The organism is Cupriavidus oxalaticus, from assembly GCF_038900635.1.
GTDB classification, from domain to species: domain Bacteria; phylum Pseudomonadota; class Gammaproteobacteria; order Burkholderiales; family Burkholderiaceae; genus Cupriavidus; species Cupriavidus oxalaticus_B.
The window spans coordinates 205,002-224,516 of record NZ_JAYMRX010000007.1; the positions used below are offsets into that span (position 1 = coordinate 205,002).

At 66.8% G+C, this 19,515-nt stretch carries 18 protein-coding genes; 9 read left to right on the forward strand and 9 right to left on the reverse strand.

Annotation, left to right across the window (positions count from 1 at the left end; translation table 11 throughout):
- Positions 1–18: 18 nt before the first annotated feature.
- Positions 19–1,425: a class II fumarate hydratase gene (gene fumC, locus VSR71_RS14440; RefSeq protein WP_342914534.1), complete on the reverse strand. Its 1,407-nt coding sequence runs from the start codon at positions 1,423–1,425 to the stop codon at positions 19–21.
- A 239-nt stretch (positions 1,426–1,664) separates the two neighbouring features.
- A complete protein-coding gene (locus VSR71_RS14445; RefSeq protein WP_342914535.1) occupies positions 1,665–2,015 on the reverse strand; it encodes a four-helix bundle copper-binding protein in 351 nt (116 codons plus the stop codon).
- Between the two features lie 467 nt (positions 2,016–2,482).
- Between VSR71_RS14445 and VSR71_RS14450 the strand changes: the two genes are divergently transcribed.
- A complete protein-coding gene (locus tag VSR71_RS14450; protein ID WP_342914536.1) occupies positions 2,483–2,869 on the forward strand; it encodes a hypothetical protein in 387 nt (128 codons plus the stop codon).
- A gap of 53 nt (positions 2,870–2,922) precedes the next feature.
- Here VSR71_RS14450 and VSR71_RS14455 read toward each other — a convergent pair whose 3' ends face one another.
- Positions 2,923–4,914, reverse strand: coding sequence for a sensor domain-containing diguanylate cyclase (locus VSR71_RS14455; protein ID WP_342914537.1), 1,992 nt, complete (start codon positions 4,912–4,914; stop codon positions 2,923–2,925).
- 366 nt (positions 4,915–5,280) lie between these two features.
- Between VSR71_RS14455 and VSR71_RS14460 the strand changes: the two genes are divergently transcribed.
- On the forward strand, positions 5,281–8,469 hold the full coding sequence (locus tag VSR71_RS14460) for a bifunctional diguanylate cyclase/phosphodiesterase (RefSeq protein ID WP_342914538.1): 3,189 nt from the start codon (positions 5,281–5,283) through the stop codon (positions 8,467–8,469).
- Positions 8,470–8,547: 78 nt separating this feature from the next.
- On the opposite strand, the gene VSR71_RS14465 is transcribed toward VSR71_RS14460, so the two are convergent.
- Positions 8,548–8,868 carry a PadR family transcriptional regulator gene (locus tag VSR71_RS14465; protein ID WP_342914539.1) on the reverse strand — a complete coding sequence of 107 codons (321 nt, stop codon included), beginning with the start codon at positions 8,866–8,868 and terminating at the stop codon, positions 8,548–8,550.
- A 534-nt stretch (positions 8,869–9,402) separates the two neighbouring features.
- Here VSR71_RS14465 and VSR71_RS14470 point away from each other — a divergent pair.
- On the forward strand, positions 9,403–10,329 hold the full coding sequence (locus VSR71_RS14470; protein ID WP_342914540.1) for a DMT family transporter: 927 nt from the start codon (positions 9,403–9,405) through the stop codon (positions 10,327–10,329).
- Positions 10,330–10,333: 4 nt separating this feature from the next.
- Here the strand turns inward: VSR71_RS14470 and VSR71_RS14475 are convergent, their stop codons facing one another.
- On the reverse strand, positions 10,334–10,621 hold the full coding sequence (locus VSR71_RS14475; RefSeq protein ID WP_342914541.1) for a hypothetical protein: 288 nt from the start codon (positions 10,619–10,621) through the stop codon (positions 10,334–10,336).
- Positions 10,622–10,675: 54 nt separating this feature from the next.
- On the reverse strand, positions 10,676–11,167 hold the full coding sequence (fur, locus tag VSR71_RS14480) for a ferric iron uptake transcriptional regulator (protein ID WP_342914542.1): 492 nt from the start codon (positions 11,165–11,167) through the stop codon (positions 10,676–10,678).
- Positions 11,168–11,838: 671 nt separating this feature from the next.
- Between fur and VSR71_RS14485 the strand changes: the two genes are divergently transcribed.
- The 4 genes from VSR71_RS14485 (at position 11,839) to VSR71_RS14500 (ending at position 14,862) form a co-directional block, all read left to right on the forward strand.
- Positions 11,839–12,285, forward strand: a complete 447-nt coding sequence (locus VSR71_RS14485) for a YybH family protein (protein ID WP_342914543.1) — start codon at positions 11,839–11,841, stop codon at positions 12,283–12,285.
- A 323-nt stretch (positions 12,286–12,608) separates the two neighbouring features.
- Positions 12,609–13,088 carry a carboxymuconolactone decarboxylase family protein gene (locus tag VSR71_RS14490; RefSeq protein ID WP_342914544.1) on the forward strand — a complete coding sequence of 160 codons (480 nt, stop codon included), beginning with the start codon at positions 12,609–12,611 and terminating at the stop codon, positions 13,086–13,088.
- 4 nt (positions 13,089–13,092) lie between these two features.
- The gene (locus VSR71_RS14495) at positions 13,093–13,494 is read left to right on the forward strand and encodes a cupin domain-containing protein (RefSeq protein WP_342914545.1); all 402 of its coding nucleotides are present in this window, start codon (positions 13,093–13,095) and stop codon (positions 13,492–13,494) included.
- A 159-nt stretch (positions 13,495–13,653) separates the two neighbouring features.
- A complete protein-coding gene (locus VSR71_RS14500; RefSeq protein ID WP_342914546.1) occupies positions 13,654–14,862 on the forward strand; it encodes an NAD(P)/FAD-dependent oxidoreductase in 1,209 nt (402 codons plus the stop codon).
- Positions 14,863–15,283: 421 nt separating this feature from the next.
- Here the strand turns inward: VSR71_RS14500 and VSR71_RS14505 are convergent, their stop codons facing one another.
- Entirely contained in the window at positions 15,284–15,427 is a 144-nt protein-coding gene (locus VSR71_RS14505; RefSeq protein ID WP_342914547.1) for a hypothetical protein, read from the reverse strand.
- Between the two features lie 375 nt (positions 15,428–15,802).
- Positions 15,803–16,840 carry a LysR family transcriptional regulator gene (locus VSR71_RS14510; protein WP_342914548.1) on the reverse strand — a complete coding sequence of 346 codons (1,038 nt, stop codon included), beginning with the start codon at positions 16,838–16,840 and terminating at the stop codon, positions 15,803–15,805.
- Positions 16,841–17,261: 421 nt separating this feature from the next.
- Here VSR71_RS14510 and VSR71_RS14515 point away from each other — a divergent pair, with 421 nt between their 5' ends.
- Positions 17,262–17,606 (forward strand): response regulator transcription factor, encoded by a 345-nt coding sequence (locus VSR71_RS14515; RefSeq protein ID WP_428979400.1) that lies wholly within the window; start codon positions 17,262–17,264, stop codon positions 17,604–17,606.
- A 74-nt stretch (positions 17,607–17,680) separates the two neighbouring features.
- Here the strand turns inward: VSR71_RS14515 and VSR71_RS14520 are convergent, their stop codons facing one another.
- Positions 17,681–18,355, reverse strand: a complete 675-nt coding sequence (locus VSR71_RS14520) for a response regulator transcription factor (protein WP_428979401.1) — start codon at positions 18,353–18,355, stop codon at positions 17,681–17,683.
- Between the two features lie 580 nt (positions 18,356–18,935).
- Between VSR71_RS14520 and VSR71_RS14525 the strand changes: the two genes are divergently transcribed.
- A complete protein-coding gene (locus tag VSR71_RS14525; RefSeq protein WP_342914551.1) occupies positions 18,936–19,439 on the forward strand; it encodes a lecithin retinol acyltransferase family protein in 504 nt (167 codons plus the stop codon).
- The last annotated feature ends 76 nt before the right edge of the window (positions 19,440–19,515 follow it).

Genomic DNA, 19,515 nt, shown 5'->3' on the forward strand with positions numbered 1-19,515 from the left:
AGGTCCACACTTCGCGGCTCACACTTCGCGCGTCATTCCGGCCAGGTCGATCCACTCGCGGAACTGCTCCTCGGTCACGTGTCCGGATGCGATCGCCGCTTCCCGTAGCGACAGGTTGCGCTTTACTGCCAGCTTGGCGATCTCGGCGGCCTTGTCGTAGCCGATATGCGGGTTCAGCGCCGTGACCGGCATCAGCGAGCGCTCCAGCAGCTCGGCAATGCGCTCGCGGTCGGCCTCGACGCCCTCGACCATATGCTCGGCAAAGCTCGACGCCGCACCTGCCAGCAGGCTGACCGACTGCAGCAGGCTGTAGATGATCACCGGCTTGTACGCATTCAGCTCCAGCGTGCCCAGGCCGTTGGCCAGCGTCACCGTGGTGTGGTTGCCGATCACGCGGCAGCAAACCATGGCCAGCGCCTCAGCCTGGGTCGGGTTGACCTTGCCCGGCATGATCGACGAGCCCGGTTCGTTGGCCGGCAGGATCAGCTCGGCGAAGCCGGCGCGAGGCCCCGAGCCCAGCAGCATGAAATCGCGCGCGATCTTGAGGAATGACGAGGCGGTGGTGTTGAGCGCGCCCGACAGGTCGGCCAGCGCGTCATGCGAGGCCTGCAGCGCGTAGCGGTTGGGCGCGGGCTCGAACGGCAGCCCGGTATAGTCGGCCAGCGCGCGCGCAAAGGCCGCGGCAAAGCCATGCGGCGCGTTCAGCCCGGTGCCGACCGCGGTGCCGCCCTGCGCCACCGGCATGGCGCGCAGCATGGCCTGCTGCAGCCGCGATTGCGCATCCGCGACCTGCGTCATGTAGCCCGAGAACTCCTGGCCCAGCGTCAGCGGCACCGCGTCCTGCAGGTGCGTGCGGCCGACCTTGACGATATCGGCGAAGGCTTCCACCTTGCGCGCGAAGGTCTGCTGCAGCTGTTCCAGCGCCGGCAGCAGCTGTTGCTGGATCGCGCGTGTCGCGGCGATGTGCATCGCCGTCGGGAAGCTGTCGTTGCTCGACTGGCTGGCATTGACGTGGTCGTTGGGGTGCACCGGCTTCTTGCTGCCGATTTCGCCGCCGAGCAACTGGATCGCGCGATTGGCGATGACCTCGTTGAGGTTCATGTTGGTCTGCGTGCCAGATCCGGTCTGCCAGACCGATAGCGGAAACTCCTGCGGCCAGCGGCCTTCGATCACCTCTGTGGCCGCCTGCTCGATGGCCTGCGCCAGCTCGGGCGGGAGTACGCCCAGCTCACGGTTGGCGCGGGCCGCGCACAGTTTCAGGACGGCAAAGGCCTCGACCAGCGCGGGCGGCATCTTCTCGTCGCCGATGCGGAAGTTCTGGCGCGAGCGTTCGGTCTGCGCGCCCCAAAGGTGGTCGGCGGGCACCGGGACATCGCCCAGGCTGTCTTTCTCGATGCGGGTGTTGCTGGCGGAAGGGCTGGACATGGACAGACTCCTTTGCAAGGCAAGGGACGGCGCTCGGGCGCCTGTATTGCCGGATGGAAGGAACGTGGCGAAGCGCGGGCGCCGGCAAGTCATGCCGTCTGAAGCCGGGCCGCGCACCGACCGTGCGTGCAGTCCGCCAGATTACGCCGCAGGCGTGCTGCGTGCGCTCAAGTCCATGCTGCCCGCCGGGTTAACCACAATGAAGCGCGCTGCGGCTGACGGGGCGGGCCGGGGCACCGCTACGCCGTCATCTTGAGGCACTGCTCCATGCAAACCGCGCAGGCCCGCGCGCACTCCTGGCAGTGCTCGGCGTCATGGCGCTCGCATTCCTCCTTGCACCACTTGCAGACTTCGGCGCAGTCCTCGCAGACCAGCGGCGCGAACTCGCTGTTGCGCAGCATGTAGGACGCAGCCAGCTGCGCGATGCCGGCGACATCCATGTCCAGCGCGATGCAGCGCGCCATCCTGCGCACGTCCTGCTCTTCCAGGCAGGCCGCGGCGCATTTCAGCGCGGCGGCGGCACAGGCGTTGCACGCGGCGATGCAGTCGGCGTAGCGGGCGGCGTTTTCCTGCACGGTGGGTCGGATCATCGAGCGTCCTCCTTCGGGGGTAGGTGGATGGAACCGTGACTGCCGGCGCGTCGCCGGCAGGCCCGCGCCGCGACTCCCTGGCGGCGGCAAGCGCGGTCCCGTGGCATGCCCGCGGTGATGCGGGCGCCGCAAAGGCGCCGTTACGGGGCATCGTTATCCACAATAGCAGGCGAAAGTCGATCCTGCGGGCCCGGTACTTGCAGCGCCGCGCTGGTTACAATGCCGCCTGCGCCAGGCGTTCCGGATGAGAGGGCGCGGGTATCGTGCCAGGCACCCGGCGCGGTCGTCGGGCACCACTGTCCCCCGATCCGCATCTAACTGGAAGCCGCAGACAACATGACGCATGCTCCGGCTCCGGCCGGGCACGCGACAGGCCGCCAGACGGCCACCCAACAACACACCGCACCGCGCGGCCGCCGTGGCTGCGCCGGGGCAAGCACACCGGCAGCACGGGAAGGAAGGACATCATGGGCGAGGCGAAGAAACGGGGCACCCCCGAAGAGCGTGCGGCACAGGCGCGCGCGAAGATCGAGGCCTTGCGTCCGGCGCAGCTGGTCTGCGGGCACTGCAAGACTGCGTTCAAGCAGTTCGACACCCTCAACGTGCCGGGGCTGCCCGGCATCGACGCCGTGTTCGGAGGAGAGTGCCCCGGCTGCGGCAACGACGTGGTGGTGTTCAAGGGCGCGCCCGAGGCGGTGGCGCAAGCCATGATCGCCTGGGAAAAAATGCTGGGCGCCGATGCCCAGCTTGGCTACCAGTCCAGCGACGGGCGCCATGTCCCGTTCGAGCCGGAAGGCAGCGGCGCGGCAACTGCCGAGGCCGTGCCCGGCAAGCCCGGGGGCACGCTGCATTGACGAGCCGCCGGCCCACGCGGCCGGCACTCTTGGCAGCGGGGCCCCGCACAGGCCTACTGGTGGCTGAGTTCGCCGGCCAACTCCGGCGGACCGATTTCGTAGCGTCCGCGCCCGGCACCCTTGGCCCGGTACAGCAGCACGTCCGCGAGCCGCATCAGCTCGCGGTCCTGCACCGGCCCGCCGTGGTAGAGCGCCACGCCGATGCTGACGTCGACGTCAGCTGACACGCCGTCGACGTTGAACGGCGCGTCCATCGCCTGCAGGATCGCCTGCGCCACGCGGCGCGCTGCCGCGGGCTGGGCCAGCTCTTCCAGCACCACCGCGAACTCGTCGCCGCCCAGCCGGGCGACGGTGTCGGCCGCGCGCACGCAGGCGCGCACGCGTTGCGCGAACGCCTGCAGCAGCTGGTCGCCGGCGGCATGGCCGTGGATGTCGTTGACTGCCTTGAAGCGGTCCATGTCCAGGTACAGCAGCGCCATCAGGCCGCCGTGCTCGCGGCTGCGCGCCATGGCGGCCTGCAGTTGCCCTTCGAAAGCACTGCGGTTCAGCAGCTGGGTCAGGTGATCGGTGCGAGACATGCGTGCCAGTCGCTGGTTTTCGAGCTTGCGCTGGGTAATGTCCTGCACGTGGATATGCACGCCGACCACTCCGCTGCCGTCCGCGCTCCATTCCGGACGCAGGCTGGTCTCCATGCAGTGGTATTCCGGCTCGGGATCCTCCGACTCGAAGGTCACCGCGGTGCCGGCCAGCGCGCGCTGCAGGAAGGGCTGCGCGCGCGCATAGCGCGTCTCGCCCAGCACTTCGCGCACGGTCTTGCCGCGCAGCTCGTCGAGCTTCAGGCCGAATACGTGCTCGTAGGCGATGTTGTTGAAGACGTAGCGCTCATCGGGATCGACAAAGGCCAGCAGCGACGGCAGCGTGTCGGTCACGGCGCGCAGGCGCCGCTCGCTGCGGTCCAGCGCCTGGCGGCGCTCGCGCACGTCGCGCATCAGCCTGGCGAAGGCGCGCGACAGGTCGCCGATCTCGTCGCGCTGCGGCCGCGCCGGCAGCCGCTCGAACGCCGACAGGTCGCTGGCGCTGGCCAGCACCACCTTGTGCAGCCGGGTCAGCGGTCCAAGCAGGCGCCGCACCGCCAGCCAGATCAGCATGGCCACCAGCGCCAGCGCCAGGCCGGCCAGGACCAGGAAGCGCTGCTGCATCTGGCGCAGCGGTGCGTAGGCTTCGCGTGCCGGCAGCAGCGCCACCAGTTCCCACCCCGTGGTCGACATCAGGTAGCGCGCGATCACCGGGCGCGCCGGCGTCAGGAATTCCAGCGTCGCGGGGCTGTCGTCCTCGCCGCAGGTATCGCCCACGCTCAGCGCCGGCTGGCGTGCCTGCGCCGGGACCGGATGGCGAATATAGACCGGATCGCGTCCGGCCGAGACCAGGCAGTAGTAGCCGGTGGTGCCGAGCCGGTTATGCAGGATCTCGACCAGGAAATTGGCGCGCGCCATGTCCAGCCAGCCGCCGACGATCCCGACGAAAGCATTCTGCGGCGACATGACCGGCACGGCCACCATGATGCCGACCTGGCCGGTGGTGCGCGAGCGGATCGGCGGCGAGACCACCGGCGCGAGCGTGCGCGCGGCTTCGCGGAAGTAGCCGCGATCGCTCACTTCCGCGGCGGTACCGGCATTGCTGAGGATATTGCCTTGCGCGTCGGCGACCAGCAGCGCATTGAAGGCGGCCGGTACGGGGATCGCCGAGGACAGCGCGTGCAGCGCCTGCTGCCGGGCCGGTCCGGCCTGCGCGCCGCGTGCCTGCGCTAGCAGGCCGCCGAGCTGCGCGGCCTGGTGCGACAGCAGCAGGATGCGGTCGGACATGGCAGTGTCGAGCTGGTCTGCGGTGAGCTTGACCACCGAGTCCTGCTGGTCCTGCAGCGCATCATGCAGGTCGCGGTGCGCGTCATGCAGCGCGGCCAGTACGATGCCGGTGCCGAATATCGCGGCCAGGATGGTGGTGATGAAGGCAATGCGCGCTTTCAGCGTGGGCGTATAGACAGGCATGTGGGCGCGAGGTGGAGGCGCAAGGTCGGCGCAAGGGGTTCAGCAAGCCAGGGCGTCGCAGTGCAGGCCCCAGCTCGATCGCGGAAGGGCGCGGCATGCCGGGCGCCGGCGACGCCACGGATACTAGCTACCATAGCGCATCGGGACATGGCCGGCAGGCAATGTGGGCCCGGCGGGACATGGGCAGGCATTGGACCAGCACCTTACACCCGTTCGGGCCATTGGTACCGGACGGGGCTGTGCCTTGTGCATTCGTCGCGGTATAGTGCCGCGTTATCGCAAGGCACGCAGCCGTTTGCCGGGCGCTGGCCGGCCGCCGGGTTCCGTGGCAGGCGTGTCGCTGGCGCCAGACCGTTACCGTATACCATGAGACTGACTGCGCTTCCCCCTGCCTTGCTGTCGCTGCTGGTCGCGGCAGGCGGGGCGCTGCTGACCGCGGGGGCGTGGCGCCAGGTTCAGCAATTCGAGCAGCGGCTGGCCCAGCAGCAGTTCGATGCACAGCTTGGCCAGGCCAGCAGCGCGCTGCGCGAACGCATGCTCGAGAACGAACGGCTGCTGCGCGGCGTGGCGGGCCTGATGACGGCCAATCCGGCAACTTCGCGCGCGCAATGGCGCAACTATCTCTATACCGCGCAGCTCGACGAACTGCCGCCCGGCACGCAGTCGATCGGCTACGCACCGCTGACGTCACCGCGTCAGGTCGAACCCCTGATCGCGGCCGCGCGCGCCGATGGCCTGCCCGACTACGGCATCCGTCCCGCCGGCCCGCGCGGCCTCTACGCACCCATCCTCTATGTGGAGCCGCTGGCTGGGCGCAACGCCCGCGCCGCCGGCTTCGACCTGCTGTCCGAGCCGTCCCGTCGTGCCGCGATGGAAGCGGCGCGCGACAGCGGCGAACCCCGCCTGACGCACGGGCTGGAGCTGGTGCGCGAGGCCGAGGCGCCGGAGCGCCAGCGCGGCGCGCTGCTGTTCCTGCCGGTCTACGGTGGCGGCGTGGCCGCCAGCACGCTGGCGCAGCGGCGCGAGGCGGTGGTCGGCTATGTCTATGTGTCGCTGCGGCTGGGCGACCTGATGCGCGGGGTCGGCGCGCCGGCACTGGCGGACCTGGAGCTGTCGCTGCACGAGGGCACGCCTGCCATGCCCGGTGCGCAGCTGTCGGATACGGCTGGCTCCGCGCATCGCGATGACGGCAACGCCCCGCTGCTGCGCGGCGAGCGCCAGTTCCACTATGGTGGCGCCGCGTGGACGCTGCGCGCCGCCACGCGTCCCGCCTTCGAAGCGGCATATGGCCCGCGCCAGGGGTATGTCGTGCTGGCCGCGGGCGCGCTGGCCACGCTGGCGCTGGCCGGCATGGCCTATGCGCTGGCACGCCAGCGCCGCAACGCGTGGCAACGCGAGGCGCAGGCCGTCCACGCCTGGGAGGACGACAACGCCACGCTGCAGGCATGCCTGGCGCATTCCGCCGACGGCTTTGTCCTCACCGACGCCAACGGCGTGGTGATGCGTGCCAGCGAGCGCGCCGGCACGCTGTTCGGCATCGCGCCTGCGGATCTCGTCGGGCGTAGCCTCGATACGCTTGCCCCCGGTGCCACCGGTGTCGCGGAAGGGGCCGATGTCGCCGCCGCGGCCCGCGGCGCCGCGCAGCGCGAGCTGACCGGCGTGCGCAGCGACGGCAGCCGTTTCCCGCTGCGCGCCAGCGCCGCGCAACTGCCCGGCGCGGACGGTGCCGACGCTGGCGCCCAATGGCTGTGGGCGATCACGGACCTGGAGCCGCAGCACCGCGCGCAGCTGGCCGCCGCGCATCAGGCCGCGCGCTATGCCGGGCTGGTCGACCATGCCAGCTTCGGTGTCATCACCTTCGGCGACGACGGCGTGATCACCAGCGTCAATGCCGCAGGCACGCGCATGCTGTGGTACGCCACTGCCGAGCTGGTCGGCCGCATGCCGGTCACCGGCCTGCATCTCGCCGACGAACTGGCGGCGCACGCGCGCGCGCTGAGCCAGGAGCTGGGCGAACCGGTGCCGGCCGGCATGCCCGCGCTGGTCGCCAAGGCGCGGCTCGGCCTGGCCGACGAAAGCGAATGGACCTGGGTGCGCAAGGGCGGCTCGCGGCTGCCGGTGCAGGTATCCGTGTCGGCGCTGGCCGCGCAGCCGGACGGGCCGCCGGCAGGCTACCAGGCCATCGCCTACGACCTGACCGAACGCCGCCGCGTCGACGAATACATCCGCCACCTGGCGCTGCATGATCCGCTGACCGGCCTGCCCAACCGCGCCGAGCTCAACGAGCGCGCTCAACCCGTGCTGCTGCACGCGCGCCGCCACGGCGAACGCGCGGCGCTGCTGCTGCTGGACCTGGACCACTTCAAGCACATCAACGATTCGCTCGGCCACCCGGTCGGCGACGACGTGCTGCGTACCGTGGCCGACCGCCTCAAGGGCGCCGTGCGCCAGGGCGACCTGGTGGCGCGCATGGGCGGCGACGAATTCGGCGTGGTGCTGGGTGGCCTGCGCGACGACAGCGAGGCCGAGCTGATCGCCGCCAAGATCCAGGCGCGGGTCAATGAGGAACTGCTGGCCGGCGGGCAGCGCCTGCGCGTGACCCCGTCGATCGGCATGGCGATCTTCCCCGACGACGGCGATTCCCTGACCGAGCTGATGAAGTGCGCCGACGCCGCGGTCTATGCCGCCAAGCAGGGTGGCCGCGCACAGCTGTGCCGCTTTGCCGCGTCGATGGCGGAAGCCTCGCTGGCGCGCTTCACCATCGAAGGGCTGCTGCGCCGTGCGCTGGCCGGCAACGAATTCCGGCTGCGCTACCAGCCCATCGTCGATACCGCCACGAAAGCGGTGACCGGCGTCGAGGCGCTGATCGCCTGGGAAACGCCCGAACGCGGCCCGATGCAGCCGTCCGAATTCATCCCCATCGCCGAGCAAAGTGGCCTGGTCGCGCCCCTGGGCGAATGGACGCTGGCCACCGCCTGCCGCGAGATCCAGGCGCTGCGCCAGGCGCTGGGCCGCGACATCGAAGTGGCGGTCAATATCTCGCCACTGCAGCTGCGCCAGGCCGGCTTCCCGGACACCGTGGCGCGCTGCCTGGAGCAGGCCGGCCTGCCGCCGCGGCAACTGGTGATCGAGGTCACCGAAGGCATTGTCGTCGACGGCGGCGAGACCACCATCGAAACCTTCCGCCGGCTGCGCGCGCTTGGCGTGGCGCTGTCGATCGACGATTTCGGCACGGGCTATTCTGGCCTGAACTACCTGACCCGGCTGCCGATCGACCGGCTCAAGATCGACAAGTCCTTCGTCGACGACGTGGCCACGCCCGGCCACGACCAGGCGGTGGCTGCCGCGATCATCGCGCTCGGGCACCAGCTGCACCTGAAGGTGGTTGCCGAAGGGGTGGAAACCGCGGCGCAGTTCGAGTTCCTGCGGTCGCAGGGCTGCGACGGCGTGCAGGGTTTCCTGTTCTGCCAGGCGGTGCCGCCGCAGGCCTTGCGCCAGCTGCTGGAGGCGGGTTTGGAAACGCCGCTGGCCGACCATGCGGTGCCGCGGCAATAGGCCGCCGTCGCCGGACAACAAGCCCGCAGAAACGGGTACGCCCCGCCGCCGTGGGGGCGTGGGGAGCGCGCGGACCGGTCAGGCCTCGCGCGGCGTGTCGGGGGTGGGAAGGTCGGCGTGCAGGCGGCGGTACAGTTCGTCGATGCGCTGGCGGCTGACCGCCAGTTCCTCGCGCCCGCGCTCGGTCAACTGGTAGACGCGGCCGATGCCGTCGCGCAGCACGCTTTCGAGATAGCCCTCCATCTGCAGGGCGCGCAGCAGGGGACGCACGCTGCCGATGTCGACCTGGAAGCCGTACTCCAGGAGCATGTCGGCGAGCATGGCTACCGTGGCAGGGACTTCCAGGGCGAATTGCAGGACGTAGACGCGGGCAAGCAGGCCCAGGAACTGTCGTTTCATGAAATCTGGCAACGCGGCAGCCGTACCGGCGGTTGACGCGGGCGGCATGCTGGATGTTTGGGTTTGCAGACGTTGTGCCGGCAAAAGCGGAAACGCTGCCGGCGGCCGGGATTTTACCGTGCCGTGTATGGCGGGTAATTCACTTCAGAAAAGGCAGGCAAAAAAGAAGCCGCCAGGGGTCCTGGCGGCTTGTCGGGAATGCGTCGGAGGGGTCAATTAACTCTGGCGCAGACCAGAGTTTAATTTAATTGAATACGGCTTGTCACCTGTCTGTTTCGGCACCCCTCCTAGGGAGGGGTATGGGCGGGGCAGTCCGGAATTAACGCCGCACCTTTGTCTGCCATTGTGCCCAAAATCGCGGGTTAATGTTAGGTAGATCCGTCAACTGCAGCGAAAAAGCGACTCGCATGTGCGGCATGAATCGCATGCGACCGGATGCAGATGTCCGGATCCGGCTTGCGCCCGTGCCGCCAACGGCGTCAAATCGCGACACCCTCATACTGCCGTGGCGCCGCATCACGCCGCCGCCTTCTCATGAAACCCGCCGATCTTGCACGCCTGCTCGCGCTGGCAGCCATCTGGGGCGCCAGTTTTCTGTTTCTCCGCATCGGCGCGCCGGTGCTGGGCCCGATGCCGACGGCTTTCGTGCGCGTGCTCGTTGCCGCCATCACGCTCGTCGTCTGCCTGCCTTTGCTGGGGCTGCGCTGGGACATGCGCGCCAAATGGCCGGCGGTGCTCGCACTGGGCGTGATCAACTCCGGCATTCCGTTCGCCATGTACTCCGTGGCGGCGCTGTGGCTGCCGGCAGGCTATTCGGCGGTGTTCAATGCCATGACGCCGCTGATGGGCGTCGTGATCGGCGCGCTGGCCTTTTCCGAACGGCTGACGCGCGCCAAGGCGGTGGGCGTGATGCTGGGCGTGGCCGGCGTGGTGGTACTGACGCGCACCGGCCCGGTCGCGTTTTCGACTGAACTGTTGCTCGGCGCGCTGGCTTGCCTGGTGGCGACCGCCTGCTACGGGTTGTCCGGCTTCCTGGCGCGACGCTGGATCACCGAGCGCGGCGGCCTGGACAGCCGCCTGGTCGCCGCCGGCAGCATGGTTGGCGCGACCCTGTTCCTGCTGCCGTTTTGCGCGGTCGCGCTGTGGCGCCACAACACCCTGCCCGATGCCGGCGCCGGTGTGTGGTGGGCCATGGCGGGCCTCGGCGTACTCTGCACGGCGCTGGCCTACATCCTCTATTACCGGCTGATTGCCGACCTTGGTCCGGTGCGCTCGCTGACCGTGACTTTCCTGATTCCGCCGTTCGGCATTGTCTGGGGCGCGCTGTTCCTGGGCGAAGCGCTGTCGTGGGCCCATGCCGTGGGCGGCGCGCTGATCGGCCTGGCGGTGTGGCTGGTGCTGAGGCCGGTGGCGGCAGATGTGCCGGCGGCTGCGGCGGTGAGGGCTGCGGCGAAACGCTGATCCGTCAGCAAGCGGCCCCTGAGCGCGCCGCTTTTCCCGTCGCCGCTCCCGCAGCGACGTTGTATTGCTCCCGCACCATCATCACGACGCGGCGCGCCTGGCGCCAATGACGGATGGCGTCGGCTTCGGTGCGTTCCGGGAAATCGACCTCGGCGCTCCAGTTGCAGCCGGTGTGGTCGGGCCGGTGCACGCATACTGCCCGCAGCTGGCAGTCATGGCAGCCGGGTTCCTGCCTCAGGTACACGCTGAGCAGGCGCTTCAGTTCGGACAGCGGCTTGGTCAGGCGCTCCATGATGGCTCCGTCGCGGCGCGGCATCGATATTTCTGACGCAGACCTCAGGCGCGCTCAGGCTTGCGTGGGCAGTGCCGCGGACATATGCGTTTCGTCCCCCGCACCGGCGCGGCACTCGGGGCAGACGCCGTACAGCACCAGCATGTGCTCGCGCAAGACAAAGGCGTTGTCGGCGGCTACCTGGCGCTGGCGCTGCTCGATGTTCTCGTCGCGGAATTCCTCCACGCGGCCGCAGGCAACGCAGATCAGGTGGTCATGGTGGCCGCCTTCGTTGAGTTCGAACACGGCGTGGTCGGACTCGAAGGTGTGGCGCAGCAGGATGTCGGCCTGCACCAGCTGGTTGAGCACCCGGTACACGGTAGACAGTCCCGCATCCTCGTCCTGGGTCAGCAGGATGCGGTAGACATCTTCCGCGCTGAGATGGCGCCGTGCGCTGGTGCGGAACACTTCAAGGATCCGCATCCGCGGCGACGTGGCCTTCAGGCCGGCGCGCTTGAGGTGGATCGGGCTGGACTGTTCGGATGACATGGCGGATGACGTTGGCATGCTGCTGTTGCCCCGCGTCGGGCGGGGCGGCACCGTACCCTGCGCCGCGCACGGGCGGCGTCGAAGGCTTGGCGGGATATTCAGGCTGGAGCGCCAGGGCCGGCCGCGCGCTGCGCAGGCGTCCCTGGCGGCGCGCCGTGCCTGCACGACGCGCTGAATAAAAAGGCGGCCTGGCTTGCCTACGGAAGACGCGATCGGGAAAGCGGGGTCTGGTTGCTTTCCCGATCTTCCGAAGACTGGCTACTGCCAAACGCTCCGCGTGACGGAGCGGTCCCCACAAAAGTCGGTATCGGATGCCGCGTGGGTTTGCCACGTTGCGTCCAGAAATTCTGTGCCTGCCAGGGTTCGGGGCAGTGCCGCTTGCCGCGGCGGCCTCCGGTGCTGGCCGGGCTGCCTGGCTGGTGAAGCACCGTGCGTCAGGCAGTGATCGAATGGTAAATGGGAATCGATCTCATTACAAGAGAAATTTTCGATGTCTGCTGATTCGACGCTTGCCCGGGCAGGTTCGGGGCATCGGTGCTTGCTGCATGCGACTGCCCGAACTGGCGCAGTTTGCGGAGGATCAAATGACTATGCTTATCTTCCCTCGCTCGCTCGGCGCCGGTGAATGCGGGCGGTTTGACATCTTTCTGAGCCACGGTGAAGTGTGCACTTGAACAATGGAGACAGAAATGAACGAAGAGCAGCGCAGAACAGATGAAGCCCAAATCCGCCAGCGAATAGACGATTGGACAAAGGCACTACGCGCCAAGGACCTCGATGGACTCATGTCCCACTACGCGGCGGACATCGTGGTGTTCGACGTCCCGCCCCCGCTGCGGTATGACGGGGCCGCAGCGTATCGAAAGAACTGGGCGGATTGGTTCGCCTCGTTCCGAGACGCGGTTGTTGGCTACGAGATTCGCGACCTGACCATCACTGCGGGCGATGACGTGGCCTTCTGCCGCAGTCTCAATCGAATCACTGGAGCAAGAACAAGCGGAGAAAATACCGATGTCTGGGTGCGCGCGACCGTCTGCTTCCGCAAGATCGGCGGCACGTGGCTGGTCACCCATGAGCATCTCTCGGTGCCCATCAACATGCAGACCTACCAGGCGGTGCTCGACCTGAAGCCATAGCATGTCAAGGCAAACCGATGCTGCAGATGCATACCAAGCTGCGAGCGTCGCGGCAGCAGAGACGCCTAACGATTAAGGCCAGATCGTGATCGCGAAGCGAGCCACGATCTGAACCGGCTTCGTCTGCGTTTGGCTACCCATTAACTTTGTGATGGGACAGAGCGACCGCCTGCGCGCCGATTGGTGCCGGCGCGGCAACAGAGTGGGCACCTTGGCGGCACTACTGGTGCCGCGGGTCAACGGCTACGCTTCTTTCCAAGCGGTGCCTGCAGCAATCCAGCGCAGGTCCGGCGAGAAACCCCGCCAACTAAGCAGGAGAGATCATGGCGCAACGCCTCAACTACTTTCAGCAATCCCCGGAGCTGTTGAAGAAGCTCATGGAGCTCAACAGCCTGTTCCCGAATACGACGATCGAGGATCAAGTTCGCGAGCTCGTCGAGATTCGCGCGTCACAGCTCAATGGCTGCGCGTTCTGCGTCGACATGCATATCAAGATGGCAAAAATCCACGGCGAGCGCGAGCTGCGGCTGCACCATGTGGCGATCTGGCGCGAATCGACGCTGTTCTCGCCGCGCGAGCGCGCGGCGCTGGCATGGACCGAGGCATTGACCCAACTGACCGCCGAAGGCGTGCCGGACGATGTCTACGAGCGCGTGCGCACCCAGTATTCCGAGAAAGAGCTGTCCGACCTCACTTTCCTGGTGGGCACCATCAACACATGGAACCGGTTGAACGTAGCGTTCCGCATGGTCCCGGGTTCCTTTGACAAGACGTTCGGGCTGGACAAGGCCAATCTGGAGTGATGCCATGAAACGCATGGTTGCCATGGCGGCAAGCCTGATGCTGCTGATGTCGGCGCAGATGGCCAACGCCGCGCCGCCGGAGGTGGTGGTCAAACCGTTGACCACGAAGGCCTTGCCCGATTATCCCGGCAAGGAAGTGGAAATGATCACGGTGGAGTATCCACCCGGCGGCTACGACCCTGTGCATCGTCATGACGCGCACGCGTTCGTCTATGTGCTCGAGGGCAGCATTGTCATGGGCGTGAAGGGCGGCAAGGAAGTCACGCTCAAGGCGGGCGAGACCTTCTATGAAGGCCCGGACGATCTCCACACCGTCGGGCGCAATGCCAGCAAGACCAAGCCGGCGAAGTTCGTCGTGCTCCTGATCAAGAAGCAAGGGGCGCCGATCTTCACCCCGGTGATGTAGCGCCAGCCATTCTCCCGGGCCGGTGAATGCCACGGCCCAATCCCGCCCATACGACCCAGGATCCGCCGGTCTCGCGCCGCGCGGCCGGCGTCATGCATCGTCCAGCCGCCTTATGCCGGTGGCTGGCAACTCTGCAACTGAAAGAATCGAGGTAAAACCATGAAACGTAGGATCCTGATTGTCGGCGGCGGCTTTGCCGGACTGTGGACAGCGCTCGGCGCGGCGCGCGTTGTTGATATGCAGCGCGACGCTGCTGCCGATGTCGAGATTACGCTGGTATCACCTCGGCCCGAGCTCCACGTCCGTCCGCGCCTGCACGAAGCCCACCCCGAGCAGATGGCGGTGCCATTCCTGCCGTTGCTCGATGCCGTCGGCGTGAAATTCATCGAAGGCACGGTCGAGCGCATCCATGCGGCGGACCATTGCGTCGATATCAGCACCGCCGGTGGCCAGACCAGGACCGAAGGCTACGAGCGCCTGGTCCTTACCAGCGGCAGCCGCCTGTTCCGCCCGCCGCTGCCGGGCCTGGCCGAACACGCGTTCGCGGTGGACCAGCTGCATGAAGCGGTGGCACTGCGCGAACATCTGGAACGTCTGTCATCGCAGCCGGATGGCCCGCGGCGCAATACCTTTGTCGTCGTCGGTGGTGGCTTTACGGGGCTGGAGGTGGCGACCGAACTGCCGCAGCGGCTGCGTGCGATCCGCGGCGATGGCGTGCGTCCCCGCATCGTGATCGTGGAGCGCGCCGAGGCGATCGGCCCGGATCTCGGGCCAGGCCCGCGCCCGCAGATCATGCAGGCGCTGGACCAGCTTGGCATCGAAACCCGGGTGGGGGCGGGCGTTGTCTCCGTGGATGCCACCGGCGTGGTCACCGCGACCGGGGAACGGATCGACGCGGGCACCGTCATCTGGACGGGCGGCATGATTGCCAGCGGATTGACGGCGCAAGTCTCGCCGCACCTCGACCGCCAGGGCCGCATGGAAGTGAGCGCGGACCTGCGCGTAACGGGCGCGAAGGACGTGTTCGGCGCCGGCGATGTCGTGCGAGCGCTGACCGATGACGATGGGCATTACTCGCTGATGTCGTGCCAGCATGCGTTGTACATGGGGCGATTCGCCGGCCACAACGTTGCCGCCGACCTGCTGGGCCTGCCGACGATCGCGTACCGGCAGGATTTCTATGCCACCTGCCTGGACCTGGGCGAGTGGGGCGCGGTCTATACCGAGGGCTGGGATCGGCAGGTCAAGCTGACGCACGCCGAAGGCAAGGAACGCAAGATGCTGATCAATACCCAGTGGATCTATCCGCCGGCTGCGGACCGGGAACAGGCGCTGGCCGCTGGCAATCCCGACGTCTCGTACGCCTGAGCATTTCTGTCTTCCCTCCCTTGCCGACGCTTCGTCCTCGCGAGCGTCGGCTTTTTTTGTTTTCCGGTACTGGCTTGTGTTCCCAAGGCAAATGTCCAGCTGGCTACCGGAAAGTGTGAATGCCTGCTCGGGTTTTGCGATGCAAAGCCCCGACCCGAATCGCAGACAGTCACAGTCACACGGCCAGCGTCGGCTTTCCTGGTGCTGATGCGCCACAGCACATCGCCGGCCCGATTGCCATCCTTGATGACCTGTCCCTGCACTTCGCCGACCTCGTCGATCCCGGCTCGTGGCGGATTGCCTCCAGCGGCAGCGCGCTGGCGCTGGCGACGTTGCCGAGGCAGGCAAGCTGCTGCAACGCTTGCCGCGTCGCGACCGGCAGCCGGGCCAGCCTGCCCGCAATCCGGTCCACATCCCAGCGCTACTGCCTGGCGTCATGGTCGAAGGCAAGCAAGTCTTCGTCGGCCAGCGCACGCAGGAACCGGATCATGAAGAAGGGATTGGCGCCGGTCTTGTCATGCACTGAGCGTGCGGCGTCGAGCCACTGCAGAACGTCAAAGGACAACGCAAGCGGGTGCTCAGGGTGGGGCAGACACGCTGATGAAGCGGCGGAAGACTTCGGACGTGCCGTGCTCGTCCAGTGGGTGGACCAGGCCGCGCTGATACAGCGTGCCCAGTGCCGCGGCGATGCAGATGGCAAGCAGATGGCAGGCAGATGGCAGGCAGATGGCAAGCCGCAGGAAATCCGCTACCTCACACCTGGGCTACGGTAGCGGCACCGTCAGTGGCCTCGGGAGAGCAACCGTTTGCACTCCGTGCTTGCGGCTAGCGTGAAGGACACGTGCGCGCAGGGTAGACAGATTTCTTCGCGTGCGGCAATGGTGGCGCAGTCTGTCGGGACAGCCGCGTCACGACGGAGAGGCAAACCGGCGGATGACGCTCAAGCCGCCAGCTTCTCCATGGGGTCGTGGGCACCGACGGCGTGGAAACCGTCCAGGTCGTCGAGATCGAGCGCGCGGATCTGCTCGGTCATGAAGTCGATGAAGGCCCGGATGCGTGTCGGCAAATGCTGCCGGCACAGGTAGCAGATATAGTGGGCGCGGTCATCCGGCATATGCCGCGGCAAGGCCATGACCAGCGCATTGCGTGCAAGGTGGTCGCGGATCTGGTATCCCGCCATCTGCGCGATGCCGCGGCCGTCCAGAACCGCCTGCAAGACCAGGTCCGCGTCATTGAAGGTGAACCTCGCGGCGGGAAGGTGCCTGCGGACTTGCCCGTCGACCTTGAACTCCCACTCGGAGACACGGCCGCCGGAGTGCCGCAGGTTGATGCAGTCGTGCTCGCTCAACTCTTCCAGCGTGGCTGGCAGTCCTCGCTGTTCGACGTAGGCGCGGGACGCGCAGAGTACCGTCCGCATCGGGATCAGCGGCTTGGCGATGATGCTGGAGTCCTCGATGCGTCCGCTGCGAAACGCGACATCGATCTGTTCGCCGGCGAAATCGGCGGGCCGGTCATCCAGCATCAGGTCGACCGCGATATCGGGGTAGGCCTCGGCAAACCGGGAAAGCAGCGGCGCGACGACCTTGCGCCCGAAGTCAACCGGCGCGTTGATGCGTAGCAAGCCCCGTGGCGGGCCCTGGCGCAGTTCCAGCATGTCGTTCATTGCCTCGACGATATGAGCCACGCCGCGGTTGCAGTTCTCGAAGAACCTTTCGCCTTCCCGAGTCAGGTGGGTTGACCGCGTAGTACGCAGAAACAGGCGCGTACTCAGCTGCGTCTCCAGCTTCTGCACATTGCGGCAGACCGCCGAGCGACCGATGCCCAGCCGTTCCCCGGCCCTGGCAAAGCTTCCCTCGGTCGCGACCGCCATGAAGGCGATGATTCCCGTGTAGCTGGTCGAGAAGCATGTGGACAAGGCGTCAGCAGGATTGGACAAGCCAACGCGAAAGCCGTGCTTCGAAATAGCCGATTGCATCATTGCTGACTCCACTCTTGCTCAAGACGCTTGCGAACGCACTGTGCGATCGCTTTGCGCTTGAGCAAAGAGTAGGGCTGCGAGTGCAGCAAAACCATTCTACGCAGCGGTGGCGCTGCCCCTACGTACGCTTCGCATGCTCATACCCAGGTATGACGCCGCGCGATGGCGGCGCGCGCAAGTGCCGCATCCGCCGCGCCAGCGCTCTCCTGGCGAGGGACTGCCCGGGACCTATACGTTCGTATGATTTCCCGGCGCTGCCACGGGATTTACGCTTCCAATCGTAGTGCCAAGGTAGTGCCGGGTAGTTGCAATGGCATGCCACGTCGACGCACGCTGATTCACTAGCTGGCATTGTTCATGTGGCGCGGGTCGCCGAACGTCGAGGGCCGCTCTTTTGTGTTCCGCTCAAACAGTTTCGATCGTGGACGACGATGAGGCCGTCCGCCTCGCGACGGCAAGCCTGGTGCGCTCGCTGGGCAGGCCGACACGGATGTTCGCGTCCGCGGAGGAATTCCTGGCGTCCGGCCACGTCGCAGAAACGTCATGCCTGATTTCCGACGTGATGATGCCCGGCATGTCAGGCGTGGCGATGCACGAGCGCGTCATCGCGCTGGGTTACGCGCCACCGACCATCTTTATCACGGCATTCCCGGGTCCCGACCTGAAGGCCCAGGCCCTGGCCAACGGTGCGCTGGCTGTACTCGAAAAGCCGGTAGATGCCGGCGCCATCGCGCACTGGCTCAGCGTCGCGCTGGACCAGGCGTAGCGCCGCAACGGCGAGCGGACAGTCTCCGACAGTCTCCGATAGCCAGGCCGGGCGCCTGACCTTGTCCGGCGGCCTCAACCAGCCTTCTTGGGATTCGGCTTCACGCCCAGCGATTCGGACATCCTGACCAGTTCCGCAACGGATCGCGCCGCCATCTTTTTCATGACCTGTCCACGGTGGATTTTCACGGTGATTTCGCTGAGATTCAGCTCGCCGGCAATCTGCTTGTTCATCAGGCCGGCCACCACAAACACCATCACTTCCCGTTCGCGCGGTGTCAGCGAGTCATAGGCGGCGCGCAGCCCCGCGATCGACTGTTCGGCCGCAAGCCGCTCGCCGTCGCGCGCCAGCGCATTGGCGACCGCGTCGAGCATGTCCTGGTCGCGAAACGGTTTGGAGAAGAAGTCGACGGCTCCCGCCTTCATGGCCTTGACCGTCATCGGGATGTCGCCATGCCCCGTCATGAAAACGATAGGCATGCGCACGCCGCTTTTGGCAATCTGCTCCTGGAAGGCCAGCCCGCTTTCGCCGCGCAGCCTGACATCGAGAATCAGGCAACTGGGCGCGTCGTCCTTCGGGTATGCCATGAACTCCTGCGACGATTCGAATGATTCCACCCGCAGCCCGATCGAGCGCAGCAGGCCGCACAGGGCGAGCCGCATCGACTCGTCATCGTCCACTACATAGACCACGGGCTTCATGCGGTCGTTTGGCTTGTGGCCCGAAGTCGGCTGCGACTGCGAATTCATCTCGTCTCCTTCTTTCGGCTGGCACCGGCAATGTCGGCGATTGTGCTCTAGCTATTCTAGGTGATTGGGACCCGCCAACTGGCGGCCAGGTCTGCCGCTGGGCAGCAAAAGGCCATGCCGACTGCGGGAGCCTGATAGACCACCTGTGGAGCAAGGGCAGCGTCGGCAGTCTCTTCTGTGCCGAAAGCTGGATTCCCGCCTGCGCCGAAATGACCCGGCGGATAAGCGACCCACATGGCTGAAAGCCGCGTCGTTACGCGCGGATTCCCCAATGGCGCTGCCCCCGGATATACCCCGGTATGAGCGTTCGACGCCAATGTAGGAACAGCAGCAGCCCTCCGTAGAATGGGTTTCACGGTAGCGGGGACCTACTCTTGAATCAAAGGCCAGTGCGATTGCAATGCGGCCGCACCGGCGTGAAGGCACTCCGAAATCAACGCAGTGAAGCCCTTGCCCGAGGAGGACTCTCCCCGGTGGGACACCCTTTCGCCCTGAATCGGGCGAGTGTGACCAACGCTGGTGAGTCCATGAAGTCCGGCAGAGGTACGGGAGTCATTGCAAAGCCAATTCGCGGCTCGCCATGGAAACACTGTACTTCGACTGGCTCGCAGCGTCGCCAGAGGCGGCCAGCGCAGCATGCACGATCGCCCTCGGTGCCCATCTCGTTACCGAGCGCGATGGCTACGTCCACCACGGCATCTATGCCGGAGCGGGGCAGGTCATCCACTATGGCGGCTTTGACCGTTCCGCGAAGCGCCGTCCCGTCGAGACCATTCCGTTGCGAGGCTTTGCGGCAGGAAAGGGTTTCAGGGTTCAGGCCGATCCGGACGCGCTCTACTTGGGCACGGAAGTGGTGGAGCGGGCCAGGTCGCGCCTGGGCGAAGACCGGTATCAGTTCCTGACCAACAACTGCGAGCACTTCTGCACGTGGTGCGTGTCAGGCGTCGGGCGCAGCGAGCAGGTACGCCAATGCCTGCGCAATCCGTGGCAGGGGATCCGGACGCTTGTCACGCTCGCGCGCGGACAGCTCTATGCGATCCTCGAGCGCACGCGTAGTGCGCGTGCGCCGGTATCGCCAGCGTAGCGCTCGTGCCCGGGTTCTCGCGGAATGGGTTGAAGACTGGTCGACCTTGCTGTTCCCGCAGGAATGCACGCATCGG